The sequence below is a fragment of the Halovenus aranensis genome (genome assembly GCF_900100385.1).
Taxonomy (GTDB): Archaea; Halobacteriota; Halobacteria; order Halobacteriales; family Haloarculaceae; genus Halovenus; species Halovenus aranensis.
Window position 1 is genome coordinate 71,175 of the sequence record NZ_FNFC01000002.1, and the last position, 15,138, is coordinate 86,312.

Sequence of the window (15,138 nt, forward strand, 5' to 3'; positions counted from 1 at the left end):
TGTACACCGCTCAATCGAGGCATGTGTCGTGGTAGCAGGCGTCTGTGGCAACAGACTCACGAGGGGTCCCCGGGGTCGACACGGAGGTCACCGCCACAGTTTCCACACTGGTAGGCTGCCGGATTTGCGACGAGTTTCGAGCGGCGGTATCTGGCGAGTCGTGTCTCACAGTCCTCGCAGTGGACCCACCACTCGGGGTCGGTAAACCGCTGGCAGTGAACTGTCGTTTCGAGTGTCTCGGCCAGTTGGCGAAAAGCCGGACCGTGGCCCGGGTCGTTGTTCTCGTTGAGCAGGTGAACGTGAATCAGTTCGTGGCGGACTGTCGAGGCGGTGGCGCTCCATCCGCCGTGCTCGAACTGCCGCCAGGCGAGGGACACCGATTCGGGCTCTCCGTTCCGGTGTCGGACCGCCCCCGCGCGGCGCTTCGCTCGCGTGCTGACCGTCCACGAGAGGTCGCTCACGGTGACAGAGAGGGCGGTTGCGCGGACGACCGCCCGTGCGTACACTTTGGCGGCAGCGAGAAACTCCTCGTGTGTACAGGGCCGGCTGACGCTGTAGGCGGCCGGGTCTGGCAGACTCTTGTCGGAGACGGTAGCCATCCGGTCAGTAGCGACCCCCTTCTTGTGGCAAGACCAGCACCGGCAGCGGTGCGTTCGTCACGAGCTTCTGAGTGAGGTCGCCCGCGAGGAACTTGGCCAGTCGGTTGCCCCCCCGCGGCTGGAAGGCAATTGCCGTGGCCTCGACTTCCCTCGCAGCCGCAAAGATACCGCGAACGACATCTGTCTCGTAGGTCGTGTGTTCCTCGGCGTCCGGGAACCACTCCCGGACGGCGTCGTAGGCGTCCGCGGCGACGGCTTCTGACTGCTCGACCGGCGTCTTGTCCGGGACGCCGCCGCCTTTCTCGACGACGTGAGTGACGGTGACCTGCGCCGGGGAGTACTCCCTGAGCGCGCGGGCGGTCTCTGTGGCGTCGGCTTCGGTCGCGACCGGGACGAGGACGTGTTCGAGCATGTCGTTGGTGGCCATATCGGATGTTGACCCAGCCACGGCATAATATTCACGACCGTTCTCGCGCGCTGCCCCTTCCCACCGACGGGCTTATTTTTGATACCCGAGAACATACACCATGATAGAACGCGTTCTCGTTCCGATAGACGACTCGGAGATGGCACTGCGCGCACTCAGGTACGCACTCGAGGTCCATCCCGAAGCCGAGATTACCGCGTACCACGTCGTCGGCGAACCCTCCGGGATGATGGCCGAGGCGACGCGGCTCGCACTGGCCGAGGACATCCGGGCCGAGGCAGAGGAACTCGGCGCAGAGGTCGCAGCCGCCGCAGACGATATGGCTGACGAGTACGACAGAACGGTGACCACAGAGGTCGCGGTGGGGCATCCAGTCGGACAGATTCTCGCTGCCGCCGAGGAGTTCGACGCGGTCGTCATCGGCACACACGGCGGTTCACTGGCAGACCGGCTGTTCGTCGGTAACGTCGCCGAGAAGGTCGTCCGCCAGTCCCCGGTTCCCGTCACCGTGGTCCGGTGACGCGCCGGCTCACAGCCCAGTCGGACACGAGATGAGCGTCGTCTCTGGCCCCCACTCACCGACGAGCGTCGCCAGCGACCGGACGCCGAAGGTCTCGGTGGCGTAGTGACCCGCGAGCACGACGTGTATCCCCGCCTCGCGGGCGTCGTGGTAGACCTGCTGTTTCCCCTCGCCGGTGACGAGCACGTCTGCGCCGCAGTCGAGGGCTTCGTCGAGCCAGTCGACGCCGCTGCCGGTGACGACGGCCACGTCTCGAACCGTCTCGGGGCCAAAATCGAGGAGCTGTACGTCCTGGCCGCCCGTATCGAGCGTCTGTAGCGTCTCGCGAATCGCTGCAATCGGTCGGGGCTCGGGCGTCTGGCCACGCTGTCCGATGTACTCCGGCCCAAGTGACCCGAAGGGAACTCTCTCTTCCAGTCCCAGCAGGTCCGCGACGCCTGCGGCGTTGCCGAGGTCTTGGTGACCGTCCAGCGGGAGGTGGGAGGTGTAGAGCGCGATGTCGTGGTCGACGAGGCGGGAGATGCGCTCGTACTCCCGACCAGTGATGCGCTCGATGCCACCCCAAGAGAGCCCGTGGTGGGTCACGAGCAGGTCTGCACCGACGTTGGCCGCGCGCTCGATTGTCTCCACAGCGGCGTCAACCGCGAAGGCGGCCGTCGTCACCTCGTGGTCTGCGGGGCCGACCTGAAGACCGTTAGCACTGGCGTCCAGGTCGGCGTAGTCGTCGGTCCGGAGTTCGTCGTCGAGTCTGTCGACGAGGTCCTGACAGTGCATACGCCGCTGTTGGGTACGGACGGTGGTATGTGTTCCTGTCCGGGCCGCCGGTCTCCGTGTGCACTGTTCCCACAGATTGGGAATCGGCAGCCGCTATTTGTCGGTGAAATCCCACAGTCATGATATGAGCGGGATTCGAGCAGAACTGGTCTTTGCGACGCCAGAGACCTGCCCGGTGGCGAGTGCGTCCGCAGCGGTCGAGGAGCCTATCGAAGAAATCGAATGGGGTGCCGGCAACGAAGAGGCTGTGACCGAACAGTTCACCGCACCGACGAGCGAGCCGGAGATGTCGACCGCGGCCGACGACACGGAGTTCTCAGAAGTGTTCGATTACGGCCCACGGACAGTCTACGAGTTCGACCGCGACCCGAGTCGTCCCTGCGTCTGTGAGTTCGTCGAGGAGACCGTCGGGCCAGTGAGCGACACCTACGCGGCCGACGGCGATCTGCACGTAACGATACACGCACAAGATATCACGGCCCTGCGGGAGAACATCCGGGCGTTTCAGGACCGGTTTGGTGACGTTCGCATCGAACATCTCGTTAGCGGCCGGACCGACGACGAGGACGGCGACATCGCTCCGGTCGACGTTCGCCGACTGACTGACCGACAGCGCGAAGTCCTGGCGACGGCGACAGAGATGGGCTATTTCGAGTATCCGCGCGGTGCAAACGCGGGCGAGGTCGCCGACGAACTCGGCATCCAGCCGTCGACGTTCACCGAACACCTCAACGCTGCCCAGTCGAAGATTCTCGACGAGCTCGGCTTCGGGGAGTAACTCCCTCGCCGACTCCCCAGCACTTTTTACCAGATTCCACCTAGCGTACTACCAGTGACCGACCACGCTTCGACGCCAGCCGACCCCGACTTCGACTGGTGTTACGAAATAGTGGGAGACGTGTCCCGGACGTTTGCGCTCACTATCACCGAACTCGACGAACCGCTGGCGCGCGAAATCTGTGTCGGCTATCTGCTCTGTCGCGTCGCGGACACGGTCGAGGACAGCGACGCGATTCCGCCGGCCGAGCAGGTGCGCCTGCTCGACCAGTATCGGACCGCCTTCGAAACGGGTGACGCCGACAGCCTCGACCGGTTCATGGAGGGCGTCGAGCGGTGGAAGCCCGACACCCCGTCGGCCGACTGGCGCGTCGTGGCCGAGACGCCCCGCCTCCTCCAGACCTTCGCCGCACTCCCCGAGAGTTCACAGGCAGAGATTGCCCCAGCGGTGACCGAGATGATCGACGGGATGGGGCTGTTCATCGAGCGCTATGCCACGGAGGGAGGGCTTCGCATCCAGACGCTCGAGGAACTGGAAGAGTACTGCTGGTACGTCGCTGGAACTGTCGGCCACCTCGTTACCGGGCTGGTCGCGCGGGACGCCCCCGAGCGGACCCGTGAGCGACTGTACGACGTTGCCCCCTCTTTTGGCTTGCTCTTGCAACTGGTCAACGTGGCAAAAGACGTTGCCGCCGACTACGAGGAAGAAAACAACGTCTACGTCCCGGACGAACTGCTCGAGCGACACGGACTCCACCCAGACGATATGGCAGACCATGGACAACACGAGGCCTTCGTCCCAGTCGTCGAGGCGCTGGTCACTCGGGCAGAGGGATACACCGAGGACGCCCGTACCTGGCTCGAAACGATGCCCGATAGCCGCGGGAACGTCTTAGGCGCCTGGGCGATTCCCTACCTGCTTGCCGTCGCGACGATGCGCGAACTGCGTGCTCGCCCGGAAGATGTCATGCTGGAGGGTGACGTCAAGGTTTCGCGGTCGGAGGTCCACGCGCTCGTCGAAACGTTCGCCGGCGAGGAGGTTCCGTCTCTTGAGGCGTTACAGGCCGAAATCGAACAGAGCGCGTTCGGCCGCTGAGAGGCCGTGACTTACGCCGAGAGCTGTCCGCGCAGTGTCTGCACTCGCTCGACCAATCGGTCGGTATCGGCTGCCAGCAGCTTCAGCATCGGCTCTTTCCCGACCGCGCCCGGGTCGTACACCGCGACCGGCGCTGGCTCTCGACCCTCGAACGCCTGTCGCGCCCCCCACTGCATCGTGCTCCCTTCGACGGACTCGACCTGTTCGGGCTGTTCGCTTCTGTTGTAACTCCCGACCGGCCACTCCAGGTCTCCCAGTGCCGACTCGACCGCGTCGCCGAACCGACAGTTGACCGCAAAACGGTACTCCGGCTCGTACTCGCGGGCAGCGACGAGGAACCGCGCCACGTGACTCGACGCCCCGAACCGGACCCCGCCGTTTGCTTTGACACCGTCGAGTCGTGGGGTGAGCCGACCCTCGACGGCCGCACACTCTCGCGGAGACTCCGCGTATGGCGTCGCACCGACGACGTTCATCCCGACTTCGGGAACGAGACGAGCGAGGTCCATCTCGACGAGGTCCCCGACCGCGGCTGTGACTGCCTCCGCGGTCGGTTCTCTCGCGGCCTCGTTTCGGCGTTCGACGCTGTGGTGGACCGCGCCCGGCCCCTGGCCGACATCGAGGCCGTATCTGACCGCGCGTTCGAGCAAGTCGATACTCTCGCGGACTGCAGTCGACCGGTCGCGTCCCCGCGCGAGGTGTGTCGCGATTGCCGCCGACAGCGTACAGCCCGAGCCGTGTGTCGCCGCCGTCTCGACACGTGGGTGGCTGATGCGCTCGACACCTCCGTCTGTGACCAGCACGTCGACGACGGGCTCTCCGGAGACGTGGCCGCCCTTGAGCAGGGCGGCGTCGGCTCCCATCTCCACGAGGTCGTGCCCGGCCTCGACTGCGCCCTCGGTGTCTGTCACGGCGATATCGGTCAACACTTCGGCCTCGTCGGCGTTTGGGGTGACCACTGCAGACTCGGCAATCAACGACTCGTATGCCGACTCCGCGTCGGGGTCGAGCAGTCGGTCTCCCGAAGCAGCGACCATCACCGGGTCGACGACGACCGGCGCGTCCACCTCGTGTAGCTGTTCGGTCACACACTCGATGATGTCAGCGGTCGCGAGCATGCCGGTCTTGACTGCGCCGACCGCAAAGTCATCGCGAACGGCCACACACTGAGACGTTACCTCTCCAGACGGGAGGACGTGTGTGCTCTCGACACTCCGCGTGTGCTGGGCTGTGACGCTCGTGACGGCGCTCGTCGCGAAGCCGCCACAGGCCTCGATTGTCTTGATATCGGCCTGGATTCCCGCACCACCGCCCGAGTCACTGCCTGCAACCGTGAGGACGACAGGCGGTTCTACTGGGTTACGAACTCTGGCCATGTCGTCTGATATTCGTTGGTAGTATAAATTGGTGGTGATACGGCAAGCGCGAGGGAAATAGACTTTTGACTCGGCGTCGTGAAAACTGGATATGGCAGACCTGCGCGTCGTCCACGAACAAGACGAGACACTCGGCGAGGATGGAGACACGAACCGGCGGGTCCTCGCTACGAATGTCACCGTCGCCGACTCGCTGCTCTCGACGGGGCGTGGCCTCATGTTCCGCTCGACGCTCCCCGACGAGTTCGCGCTCGTGATGGAGGTCGGCGGTGATACGCTCTCTCCGTTCACTGACGGGCCGCCCCGTCAACTCGTGCATATGCTGTTCGTCCGGATGCCACTCGACGTTATTTGGCTTGACGACAGTGAAGTGGTGCAGGTCTCGCAGCTACAGCCCTGGCGCGGTATCGGGATGGCGCGTGCAGACCGGATTCTCGAACTCCCCGCAGGGAACGCCGACGGCGTCTCTGTCGGCGACAGGGTCGTCGTCGAAGACGCCGACGGCGTGTCACTCGGAGCGGAGTGACTGCGCACCGGCAGTCAGGCGGATTGTGCGACCAGCGGGACAACCTCGTCGAGACCGGCCACGTCGTAGGTCGGTGCTGTCTCCAGTGACCGGTTCTGGTTGTGGTCTCGCCGCATGAACGCAACGTCCATGCCGGCGCGTCGGGCGGCCACGACATCTTTCTCCTTGTCGCCTACATACAGCGGGTTCGTTGCGTCGATATCCTCGCGTGCCCGCTCCAGAAACGTCGGCTCAGGCTTTTTCAGCGATAGGCTCCCGAGACGAGGCTCCCTGGCGTGGACTGTCTCGAAGGCGTCGCCGAAGTCGTACTCGTCGAGGATTCGCTCGACGACGCGGCGTTGGTTGTTGCTCGCGATGGCAAGCGGGACCTCCGAGAGTGCAGCGAGGGAATCGATGTCCGGATACGGACGCTTTCGCCCCTCGACGGCTGCATCTGTCAGGACTGTCGCGAGCATATCGTCTCGAAAGCGCCACAGCGTCTCCGCCGAGACGCCGAGTTCGTCGCTCAGCTCTCGAACCGTCTCCGGCGGGACGCTGCTGGCGAGTGTCGTCACCACGTCACGGTCCGGCGCAAGCCCGGATGGCTCGACCGTGTCGACAGCTCGCCAGCAGGCTTCCGTGCGGGCGCTGCTGTCGAGGACCGTGACCAGTACGCCGTCGTAGTCGAGAATCAGTGAGTCGTAGGCAGTCATCTGAAGGGGTCGTCACCGGCACCGCCGAACGGGTCGTCGTCTTCCTCGCTCGGGTCGTCCAACGTTTCCTCGGAGTCGAAGGCCTCGGGTGGCTTGCCAGCCTCGTCGATTACCTCGTCGGTGATGATGAGCGGGCAGTCCACTCGCAGGGCGAGCGCGATACCGTCGGAGGGTCGTGCGTCGAAGACGGCCTGCTTCCGTTCGCCGCCGTGGTACTGTTCCATATCGATTTTCGCATAGAAGGTGCCGTCGGCGAGGTCGTCGATGCGAACGCGGTCGATTGCCGCACCGAACTCGGCGACCATCTCGACGAACAGGTCGTGTGTCAGCGGCCGCTCGAAGGGTTCGCCTTCCATCGCGAGCTGCATCGACTGGGCCTGGTCGCCGCTGATGAATATCGGAACAAGACGGTCTCTTGCCTCCAGTATCACCACTGGGAGGCTGTGACCCTCGTCACCGACACCGACCCCAACGCCCTCCACTGTTGCCTCGTGTTCCATGTGCTGGCTTCGTGGCCGAAGGGCAAAAACGTGTCCGCTGGGTGTCCCGTTACAACAAGAGGTCGTCGACGGCGCTACGGGCCGCCAACGCCGCGTCCTCTGTCACCTGCTCGGCGTCGGTCCGTCCCTCCTCGGCATCGAGATAGATGTCGACTTCGAGCATCTCGTCCTCGAAGGTGACTGTAATGTCTAAATCCGAGACTGCCGAGCGGTCGTACCGTGAGAATATGACATCCTCCGCGGCGTCTGCTGCCGTCTGGACGACCGTCTCGTCGTCAGGGGCGTCTCCAGTGACACCGTCGTCGCTCATAGCCGAGAGTTATGCGCCGCCAGCGCCGCCCATCGGGCCGCCGCCAGCGCCGCCACCGAGCATCTGCTGGAGCTCTTCCTGCAGCTCCTCGAACTGGTCTTGGACACGCTCTTCCTGCTTGCCCAGCGTCTCGACGCGGACTTCCAGGCTATCGACTTTCTCTTCGAGGTCGTCTTTCGCTTCCTCGTAGTCCGTCTCGACGAGGAGTTCGCCGACGTTCCGGTACATCGTCGTCTCGCCTTCGACGTTTTCGAGCTCTTCGAGCGCTGTCTTGGACTCGGTGAGCTCGGTTTCGGCCTGCTGTTTCTGACTGGCGACCTGCTGTGCCGTCTCCTGCAGGTCCTGTAGCTCTTCGAGTTTCTCCTGTGCTTCCGGGGGAAGATTTCCTTGCATATCCAGAAGGTCGGGACCCGGACTGTTAAAGTTGCGCATCTTGCTTCCACGCGGGCTCCCGTGTCCCCATCAGCTCTGGCTTCGCTCCATCTCGTAGGAGAGACGGTGTGACATCAAGGCGAGAGCGCGAACGATGGCCGCAAGCGAGACGAAGATGCCGAACAGGATGTGTGCGACACCGACCAGTTTGAGCCACAACAGCGTCGACGGCCAACTGTGTAACTCGGCGAGGTCACTGTTCAGCGTGTCCGCCCCGCGCTCGGGGCCGCCACCAGCCAAGCTGTGCTCGGTGTGCGTACTGAAAAAGTCCTCAAGCAGTGGATGAAACTCCGTTAGTTCAAAAAAGAGTACACTCCCGGCAAGCAGGTAGCCGATAACCGCGAACACGCCGCCAACCAGAGGCATTTTTTCGATACTTTCGACAGTCGACTCAACAGCGTCGACAGACTGTCGCTCCAGTCCGCCACCGTCTCCATCGGACATGACGTCACGATAAATACACCGTACCTTCCAGAGCACGTACTAGGGCCGTCGAAATACCTACCGACGACGGCACGTCACACCGACAGGCGTATGCGGTTGTTTCAGCTTGTCGCCTCGCTGTGCGGTGCTGGACGTTCCCTCGATTGTCTCCGGTTGGGACTACTCACGCCTCGTGTGCCCACTCTTCGGCTTCGGTTCGCTCCTCTGTCGTCAGCGTCGTCAGGTCGCCGGTGTCAATCTTGCCCCGGAGGGAAATGGCCTTGATGCCGTCTGCGACGACGGCCCACCGTGCTATACCGGCCTCCTCTGCACGTCGGGCCGACTGCTCCCAGATATCGAACACTTCGCCGGTGAATGGGTCATCAAGCCGGACGACTGTCACCATCGCCTTGATATCGTGTGCTTCGAGCAGTTCCTCGAAGACTGGATACGCGTCTGTCTTGAACGACGACAGCTCCATCCCGGGAAGAAACTCCCAAACTAGTACGTCGTCTACCAACTCGACGCTCCACCCGTCGCCAGTTGTTGTGACGGTCATATCTGCTCTGATGTGGTGTAGTCGTTTAATCTCCACTATCTTTTTTCTAATCCTGTTTTGCATCGTCCGCCGGTTCCCGGCGAACACGGGTCTCCGAGCTATGCAGGGGTCTGTCAGTCAAATAGCCACTGCTTAGCTCCCATGTGTACGCGATGGTGCCGGCGAGTTGCAACCAGCATCTGATACGCTACAGATAGGCGGCGTCCCACCGGGTCGGCTTGCGGCTGTTACCACAGCCGTCACACTGGATACGTCCCATCGCGTCCATCGCGTTTGCCAGTGATTCGCAGTTTGCACACCAGTAGCCGTAGTGGTTGCCGTCTTCCTCTGCGTAGACGAGATGGAACTGTCCGAGCGAGCCGCGCTCGGTCGCGGTGTGGTCGATGTAGAAGGTGTCGCCGTCGACATCGACGGCTCTGGTCTCACCTTCGGCGGCTGCGTAAATCTCCTGGGCGTACTCCGTTCCGTCGATGTCGACGGGCTCTTGGCCGACTTGTTCCATCCCGTGGCGCTCGTAGAACGCTCCGCCAGAGTCGTTGACGGCGAGCACGCGCCCGAGGAGATTCGGAACGCCACGCTCTGTGAAACGCTCTTGGACACCCGTGAAGAGCCGTTCGCCGTAGGACTCGGCCCGGAAGCTGGGGTCGACGTGGAGCCAGTAGAGTTCGGCGGTGGAGTCACCGGTTTGCTCGGCGTCTGCGAAGCCGACTACCTGACCGTCTTCCTCGACGACGAGCAACAACTGCTCGTCGTGGGCGAGGCGCTCGGCGAGGCGCTCCTCGGCGTACCACTCGTCGACCGCTGCCGCTATGGTATGCTGGTCCAGCGGGTACGAGGCTTCGAGCGACCGCCGGGCCACATCTCTGAGTGCCGGGCTGTCGTGTGATACCGCATCTCTTACCTGCATACGTACTGTTTGGTCGATTGCTGTATAAGCGCTGTGGCGCCCTGTCAGCACTGACTACCTGTAACAACGAGAGAGTCCCGCCCGTCCCGTGATGGACGAGTGTTCCGCCGCAAGTCGGACCCGAGGACCGAACAGGGGCATGGCAAGACCGGAGGTCTTGCTGTCGTTCGAAAGACGTACGTCTTTCGTGATGACGAGACGCTACGTGTCTCGAACCACAACCGAAAATCTTCGATTTTCGAGGACGGGAGTGAATCGCGTAAGCTCGGGTAAGAAACCGCCACGTCACTACGCGAGCTTGCCCGCGGCCTCGGCAGTCTGGACCAGTGAGAGCCAGGTGTTCAGGCTCGCCCGGAGCGCGACCACGTCGCTAGCGGTGACGTGGAGTTCGACGGTGTTACTCTCGCGCCGGAGCGAGACGCTGCTTCGGTCGTCGTCGATGTCACCGATTTCCGGCTCGATCGCTCGCGCGACCCGACGAGCGGCTGTCGGTGATGCGTAGTCGACGGTGAGAACGGTGTCGTGAAAGCGGTCGGAAGTCACTACTCGACGTCGATTTCTTTGATGTCACGGCTGCGCTCTTTCAGCAGGACGCGGTGACCACAGTAGGGGCAGCGCACCCCGCCGTATTCGTCGAGCGTCACGTCGCGCTTACAGCGGGAGCACTTGTAGCTCATTCGTCGTCCTCTTCGAGCGCCGCCCGAATCGAGCGGGTGACCGTCTCGCCAGCCGGCGTCTCCGGCTGGTACGCGCCGCCGGTGAACTTCTCGCCGGTCTCCTCGTTGACCCAGATGCCGGTGCCGACGCGTTTTACGTCGTCGCCGTCGACCTGTGCGTTTCGCATCTCTTCTTCAATCTGGGCGACGCGACGCCGTGCAACGCGCCCGTAGCGTGCGCCAAAGCGGCCGGCACTCCCGACCTTGTTGTCGTTGTCGCTCATAGTACGACACTCTCGGCCCAGCGGCCAAATAAACCCTGCGAGTTACGACGGGGACCGGTGCGGTCTGTGTCCCGGGACTGGCGACGCGCTGGCAGCCCGTCCCGGCCAGTGTTGTGGAACCGTCACCCTTGCTGTTGTCACAGACACGAGTCGGTAACAAAGGTCGGGTCGTGTGCTGGCTGGATACACGGTCTCTCGAACGCACCGGTATCTGGTAGGGGACACACACTTACTCCAGCCACGCGGCGAGGCGGGCAAGCACCGGAGCGAGGACGACCATCACGAGACCAACGAGACGAACACGACGCGTTGCGCCTGTCCGAGGTTGAAATTGGACCGCAAGCACGCGGTCGTAGCTCCAGCGTGCGAGTTCGAGCAGGCGGTTCGGGACGACGAGGTGGGCCAGCCCCGCGAGAACGCTCACGACGGCACTCACACGCAACAGTGTAGGCAGTGACGGCATTGGTCGTTGTTTGAGCGAACGATTAATGTGTCTGTCTCTCACCGCGAGAAGCCAACTGACGTGTACGTGTCACGGCGTGGACCCGCCGTGAACGCTCTTTGCTGCTCTCGCTATTTCCCAGCAAAACGGGACAGAACCGAAAGTAATCCGTAGGGGTATTCCTAAGCGGTAGGTAGAATGGGCAGACACGACACAGGCAGTCCATACGCGCCACATACACCCGCGGAGACTGACGCGATGCTCGATGCGGTGGGCGTCGAGCAGGAGGCCGACCTGTTCGATATTCCCGAGGCGGTCAGGTTCGACGACGAGTTTGGCATCGAAGCTCGGGACGAACGGGCCGTCCGAGCCGAGATGCAAGACAGACTCGCCGAAAACGACGACCTCGTGGAGTTTCTCGGCAGGGGTCACTACGACCACTACGTCCCCTCACTGGTCGACCACCTCGCCGACCGTCAGGAGTTTCTCACCTCCTACACGCAGTATCAACCCGAAATTGCACAGGGCTTTCTCCAGGTGCTGTTCGAGTACCAGTCGATGCTGGTCGAACTCACCGGCCTCGGTATCGCGAACTGTTCGCTGTACGACGCCGCGACCGGCCTCGGCGAAGCGGCGACGCTGGCGACCCGGGTCAGAGAGACCAGCGGCTCACACGTCCTCGTCCCCGAACACCTCCGGGCAGGCAAGCGGGGCGTCCTCGCCAACTACGCAGACGGTGCAGACCTGACCGTCGAGAGCTACCCGATGGACGACGGCGCTGTCGACACGACGGCGCTGGCCGAGGCAATCGACGACGACGTGGTGATGGTCTACGCCGAATCCCCGACCGTTCGGGGCGTCATCGAGGAAGACCTGGCCGAAATCGGTGGTCTCGCCGACGACCACGACGCGCTGTTCTGTCTCGGCTCGGACCCCGTTGCGCTCTCGGTCCTCGAAGAGCCCGCAAACGTCGGTGCCGACGTAGTCATCGGCGAGGCGGCGACGCTGGGGCTGGGAACCGCATACGGGATGGGCATGGGGCTGTTCGCTACCCGCGAGGACTTCCTCCGGCAGGTCCCCGGTCGCCTTGTCGGTGCGAGCGAAGACGAGAGCGGGCGACGCGCCTACACGCTTACGCTCCAGACCCGCGAACAGCACATCCGCAAAGAGCGGGCGACGAGTAACATCTGCACCAATCAGGCGTGGGTTGCGCTCCGAGCAGCGATTCACGCGGCGACGCTCGGACCAGACGGCCTCGTCGAGACCGCGACCGAGTGCATCGAGCGGACCCACGCTGTCGCCGAACGCCTCGACGACATCGACGGCATCACCGCACCGGTCCACGACCGACACCACTTCCGGGAGTTCGTCGCGCGAACCGAGCGGCCCGCATCCGACATCGCCGACGACCTCGCGGCGGCCGGCTACGCGGTCCACGCGGTTGAAGACGACCTGCTTCAGATTTGCGTGACCGAGACGAACGAACAGGCAGCCGATGAACTGGTCGCGGCCATCTCGGAGGTGGCACAATGAGCGAGGATTACGGCGACGGCTACGACCAGGCGCGGTACACCGACGGCGACCGGTACGTACCGCTCCTCTCGGAAAAAAACAACCGCGAGGTTGATATCGAGACGCCGCTGCCCGACGACCTCACACGAGATAGCCTCGAACTGCCCGACCTCTCCGAGCCAGAGCTGGCTCGTCACTACAGCCGCCTCTCTCAGATGAACTACGGCATCGAAAGCGGCCCCTTCCCGCTGGGGTCGTGTACGATGAAGTACAACCCGTCGTTCACGGAGGACATCGCCGCCGCGCCGGCGGGCGCCGTCCACCCGGACCGCGACGGCGAGACGGTCCAGGGCACCCTCGACCTGTACGCGCAACTGCAGGAGTACCTCGCCGATATCGGCGGGATGGACGCCGTTACGCTCCAGCCCCCGGCCGGTGCGGCCGGCGAGTTCACGGGAGTGCTCGTCGCACAGGCGTATCACGAACACAACGGGGACGAACGGAGCGAAATCGTCATTCCGGACAGCGCACACGGGACGAACTTCGCCAGCGCCGCGATGGCTGGCTTCGACGTGGTCGAACTGCCAAGCGGTGAGGACGGGCGCGTCGACCTCGACGCCCTGGCGGCCGCACTGAGTGACGAGACCGCGCTCCTCATGCTGACAAACCCCAACACGCTCGGCCTGTTCGAGCGAGATATCGTCGAAGTCGCCGAGATGGTCCACGACGTCGGCGGGCTGTTGTACTACGACGGCGCGAACCTCAATGCCCTGCTCGGCCGCGCTCGGCCCGGCGATATGGGCTTTGACATCATGCATTACAACGTCCACAAGACGTTCGCGACGCCACACGGCGGTGGCGGCCCCGGCGCGGGTCCGGTCGGTGTCAGCGAGGACCTCGAACAGTTCTTGCCAACACCACAGGTCCGCGCGACCGACGAGGGCTACGAGCGCTACGAGCCTGAGAACTCGGTAGGGAAGGTTCATGGCTTCCACGGGAACTGGCTCGTCCTCGCCAAGACGGCGGCCTACATCGCCCGGCTGGGCGACGAGGGGCTCGTCGACGCCAGCGCAAAGGCGGTTCTGAACGCGAACTACCTCGCAGAGCAACTCGATTACGAGGTTCCGTTCGGCCCGTTCCACCACGAGTTCGTCGCCAGCGCCGACGACCAAGACGCCGCCGACGTGGCAAAGCGGATGCTCGATTACGGCGTCCATCCGCCGACGACGAAGTGGCCCGAAATCGTGGACGAGGCGCTGATGACCGAGCCGACCGAAGGCGAGAACAAGCGCACGCTCGACCAGCTTGCGACGGCGTTCAACGCGGTCGCCGGAGAAGACGATGCGACGCTCGAATCTGCCCCCGAGCGGACGGCCGCCCGCCGCATCGACCAGGTGAGCGCCGCACGGGACCCACAGCTCTCCTGGCAGGCGCTCGACGAGGAGTAGCTACGGGACGGCAGCTTCGATTCGCTCGACGAGTTCGTCGTAGTGTTCGGTGCCTGCGCCTTTTCGGACCGAGCCGGTCACGACGGACTCGTCTTCGATTTCTGACGCCGAAACCGCGGTGAACAGAAAGAACGGAAGTTGCTCGCGCTCGCGGATTGCCCGACAGAGCTCGACCCCGTCCAGCTCCGGCATCCGGTAGTCGCTGACGACGCAGTCGAACCCACCGTCGACGGCTCTGTCGACGGCCGTCTCGGGGTCCGTTTCCGACGCCGTGGTGATACGGGGACTCTTTCGCTCCAGAAACGTCGCTGCGAGTTCGAGCGTCTCCTTGTCTTCGTCGACGAGCAGTACGTCGATACTGTCGGTCATCCTCGGTTCAGGCGGTTGCCGTGTCGACTGTCTCGTCTATCGTGACGAAGCCGTAGTCACACTCGTTACAACTCCACTTCACCTTCTCGCCGATGTGGACTACCATGCTCGCTGTCCGCCAGAAGCCGGTCTCACCACAGTTCGGACATTCGCGGTCCAGTTCCATTCCCATAGACGCCTATTTGCTGTCATCGGTGTTTAACGGTTCGATTTCTCACCCCGGACGTTATCTCGGTGACGTTCGTACGTCACGTATGGGGAACCGAACCACGCAGTGTCCACACTGTGGTTACGTCGTGCGCTGGGACCCGGAAACGAGGAAGGGGCCGACGGTCTTCTACCGAGAGGGGTGTTGTCCGAGCTGTGACCGTTCTCTGGGAGAGGAGGCTCCGGTCTCGGCCCGCCGCGGGAGTAAACGGCGATAGTGTCCGGCTGTGACGGCTGTCAGTGTCGACCGCCATCTCGCGACACGGTGTCGCCAGGACCCGCCGCTTTCGCAACAGGCAAGT

At 63.6% G+C, this 15,138-nt stretch carries 23 protein-coding genes; 6 read left to right on the forward strand and 17 right to left on the reverse strand.

Going from position 1 to position 15,138, the window contains the following annotated elements:
- Positions 1-56: 56 nt before the first annotated feature.
- Positions 57-599 carry a SprT-like domain-containing protein gene (locus BLR34_RS02225; RefSeq protein WP_092698991.1) on the reverse strand — a complete coding sequence of 181 codons (543 nt, stop codon included), beginning with the start codon at positions 597-599 and terminating at the stop codon, positions 57-59.
- Between the two features lie 4 nt (positions 600-603).
- On the reverse strand, positions 604-1,026 hold the full coding sequence (locus BLR34_RS02230; protein WP_092698993.1) for a universal stress protein: 423 nt from the start codon (positions 1,024-1,026) through the stop codon (positions 604-606).
- Positions 1,027-1,126: 100 nt separating this feature from the next.
- On the opposite strand from BLR34_RS02230, the gene BLR34_RS02235 reads away from it, so the two are divergent.
- Positions 1,127-1,546 (forward strand): universal stress protein, encoded by a 420-nt coding sequence (locus BLR34_RS02235; RefSeq protein WP_092698995.1) that lies wholly within the window; start codon positions 1,127-1,129, stop codon positions 1,544-1,546.
- Between the two features lie 9 nt (positions 1,547-1,555).
- Here the strand turns inward: BLR34_RS02235 and BLR34_RS02240 are convergent, their stop codons facing one another.
- A complete protein-coding gene (locus BLR34_RS02240; protein ID WP_092698997.1) occupies positions 1,556-2,320 on the reverse strand; it encodes a Nif3-like dinuclear metal center hexameric protein in 765 nt (254 codons plus the stop codon).
- A gap of 124 nt (positions 2,321-2,444) precedes the next feature.
- Between BLR34_RS02240 and BLR34_RS02245 the strand changes: the two genes are divergently transcribed.
- Both BLR34_RS02245 and BLR34_RS02250 read left to right on the forward strand, forming a co-directional pair.
- On the forward strand, positions 2,445-3,098 hold the full coding sequence (locus BLR34_RS02245; protein WP_092698999.1) for a helix-turn-helix domain-containing protein: 654 nt from the start codon (positions 2,445-2,447) through the stop codon (positions 3,096-3,098).
- A gap of 54 nt (positions 3,099-3,152) precedes the next feature.
- Entirely contained in the window at positions 3,153-4,193 is a 1,041-nt protein-coding gene (locus BLR34_RS02250) for a phytoene/squalene synthase family protein (RefSeq protein ID WP_092699001.1), read from the forward strand.
- A gap of 11 nt (positions 4,194-4,204) precedes the next feature.
- On the opposite strand, the gene thiD is transcribed toward BLR34_RS02250, so the two are convergent.
- A complete protein-coding gene (gene thiD, locus BLR34_RS02255; protein ID WP_092699003.1) occupies positions 4,205-5,569 on the reverse strand; it encodes a bifunctional hydroxymethylpyrimidine kinase/phosphomethylpyrimidine kinase in 1,365 nt (454 codons plus the stop codon).
- Between the two features lie 91 nt (positions 5,570-5,660).
- Between thiD and BLR34_RS02260 the strand changes: the two genes are divergently transcribed.
- Entirely contained in the window at positions 5,661-6,095 is a 435-nt protein-coding gene (locus BLR34_RS02260) for a DUF192 domain-containing protein (RefSeq protein WP_092699005.1), read from the forward strand.
- Positions 6,096-6,109: 14 nt separating this feature from the next.
- Here BLR34_RS02260 and BLR34_RS02265 read toward each other — a convergent pair whose 3' ends face one another.
- The 11 genes from BLR34_RS02265 to BLR34_RS02315 all read right to left on the reverse strand — a co-directional run bounded on the left by BLR34_RS02265 (position 6,110) and on the right by BLR34_RS02315 (position 11,321).
- Positions 6,110-6,787 carry an HAD family hydrolase gene (locus tag BLR34_RS02265; RefSeq protein WP_092699007.1) on the reverse strand — a complete coding sequence of 226 codons (678 nt, stop codon included), beginning with the start codon at positions 6,785-6,787 and terminating at the stop codon, positions 6,110-6,112.
- Positions 6,784-7,287, reverse strand: coding sequence for a bifunctional nuclease family protein (locus tag BLR34_RS02270; RefSeq protein WP_092699009.1), 504 nt, complete (start codon positions 7,285-7,287; stop codon positions 6,784-6,786). The genes BLR34_RS02265 and BLR34_RS02270 overlap by 4 nt, the downstream gene beginning before the upstream one ends.
- A gap of 49 nt (positions 7,288-7,336) precedes the next feature.
- The gene (locus BLR34_RS02275; RefSeq protein ID WP_092699011.1) at positions 7,337-7,597 is read right to left on the reverse strand and encodes a DUF3194 domain-containing protein; all 261 of its coding nucleotides are present in this window, start codon (positions 7,595-7,597) and stop codon (positions 7,337-7,339) included.
- A gap of 9 nt (positions 7,598-7,606) precedes the next feature.
- Positions 7,607-7,990, reverse strand: coding sequence for a prefoldin subunit beta (locus BLR34_RS02280; RefSeq protein WP_092699013.1), 384 nt, complete (start codon positions 7,988-7,990; stop codon positions 7,607-7,609).
- A 69-nt stretch (positions 7,991-8,059) separates the two neighbouring features.
- Positions 8,060-8,473 carry a hypothetical protein gene (locus tag BLR34_RS02285; protein ID WP_092699015.1) on the reverse strand — a complete coding sequence of 138 codons (414 nt, stop codon included), beginning with the start codon at positions 8,471-8,473 and terminating at the stop codon, positions 8,060-8,062.
- Between the two features lie 163 nt (positions 8,474-8,636).
- Positions 8,637-9,011, reverse strand: coding sequence for a hypothetical protein (locus tag BLR34_RS02290; protein WP_092699017.1), 375 nt, complete (start codon positions 9,009-9,011; stop codon positions 8,637-8,639).
- A 187-nt stretch (positions 9,012-9,198) separates the two neighbouring features.
- Positions 9,199-9,918: a GNAT family N-acetyltransferase gene (locus BLR34_RS02295; RefSeq protein WP_092699019.1), complete on the reverse strand. Its 720-nt coding sequence runs from the start codon at positions 9,916-9,918 to the stop codon at positions 9,199-9,201.
- Positions 9,919-10,206: 288 nt separating this feature from the next.
- The gene (locus BLR34_RS02300) at positions 10,207-10,461 is read right to left on the reverse strand and encodes a KEOPS complex subunit Pcc1 (RefSeq protein WP_092699022.1); all 255 of its coding nucleotides are present in this window, start codon (positions 10,459-10,461) and stop codon (positions 10,207-10,209) included.
- Positions 10,461-10,595, reverse strand: coding sequence for a DNA-directed RNA polymerase subunit P (locus BLR34_RS02305; protein ID WP_092699024.1), 135 nt, complete (start codon positions 10,593-10,595; stop codon positions 10,461-10,463). Before BLR34_RS02305 ends, BLR34_RS02300 begins: the two co-directional genes overlap by 1 nt.
- Positions 10,592-10,858: a 50S ribosomal protein L37ae gene (locus BLR34_RS02310; protein WP_092699026.1), complete on the reverse strand. Its 267-nt coding sequence runs from the start codon at positions 10,856-10,858 to the stop codon at positions 10,592-10,594. The genes BLR34_RS02305 and BLR34_RS02310 overlap by 4 nt, the downstream gene beginning before the upstream one ends.
- 229 nt (positions 10,859-11,087) lie before the next feature.
- A complete protein-coding gene (locus tag BLR34_RS02315; protein WP_092699028.1) occupies positions 11,088-11,321 on the reverse strand; it encodes a hypothetical protein in 234 nt (77 codons plus the stop codon).
- A gap of 177 nt (positions 11,322-11,498) precedes the next feature.
- Here BLR34_RS02315 and gcvPA point away from each other — a divergent pair, with 177 nt between their 5' ends.
- Positions 11,499-12,833, forward strand: a complete 1,335-nt coding sequence (gene gcvPA, locus BLR34_RS02320; RefSeq protein ID WP_092699030.1) for an aminomethyl-transferring glycine dehydrogenase subunit GcvPA — start codon at positions 11,499-11,501, stop codon at positions 12,831-12,833.
- Positions 12,830-14,260: an aminomethyl-transferring glycine dehydrogenase subunit GcvPB gene (gene gcvPB, locus BLR34_RS02325; RefSeq protein ID WP_092699032.1), complete on the forward strand. Its 1,431-nt coding sequence runs from the start codon at positions 12,830-12,832 to the stop codon at positions 14,258-14,260. The genes gcvPA and gcvPB overlap by 4 nt, the downstream gene beginning before the upstream one ends.
- Here gcvPB and BLR34_RS02330 read toward each other — a convergent pair whose 3' ends face one another.
- Complete coding sequence (locus BLR34_RS02330) at positions 14,261-14,629, reverse strand: response regulator (protein ID WP_092699034.1); 369 nt, start codon at positions 14,627-14,629, stop codon at positions 14,261-14,263. It abuts the gene before it with no gap.
- A gap of 7 nt (positions 14,630-14,636) precedes the next feature.
- Positions 14,637-14,801 (reverse strand): DUF7838 family putative zinc beta-ribbon protein, encoded by a 165-nt coding sequence (locus tag BLR34_RS16820; protein ID WP_176765207.1) that lies wholly within the window; start codon positions 14,799-14,801, stop codon positions 14,637-14,639.
- Positions 14,802-15,138 lie beyond the last annotated feature (337 nt).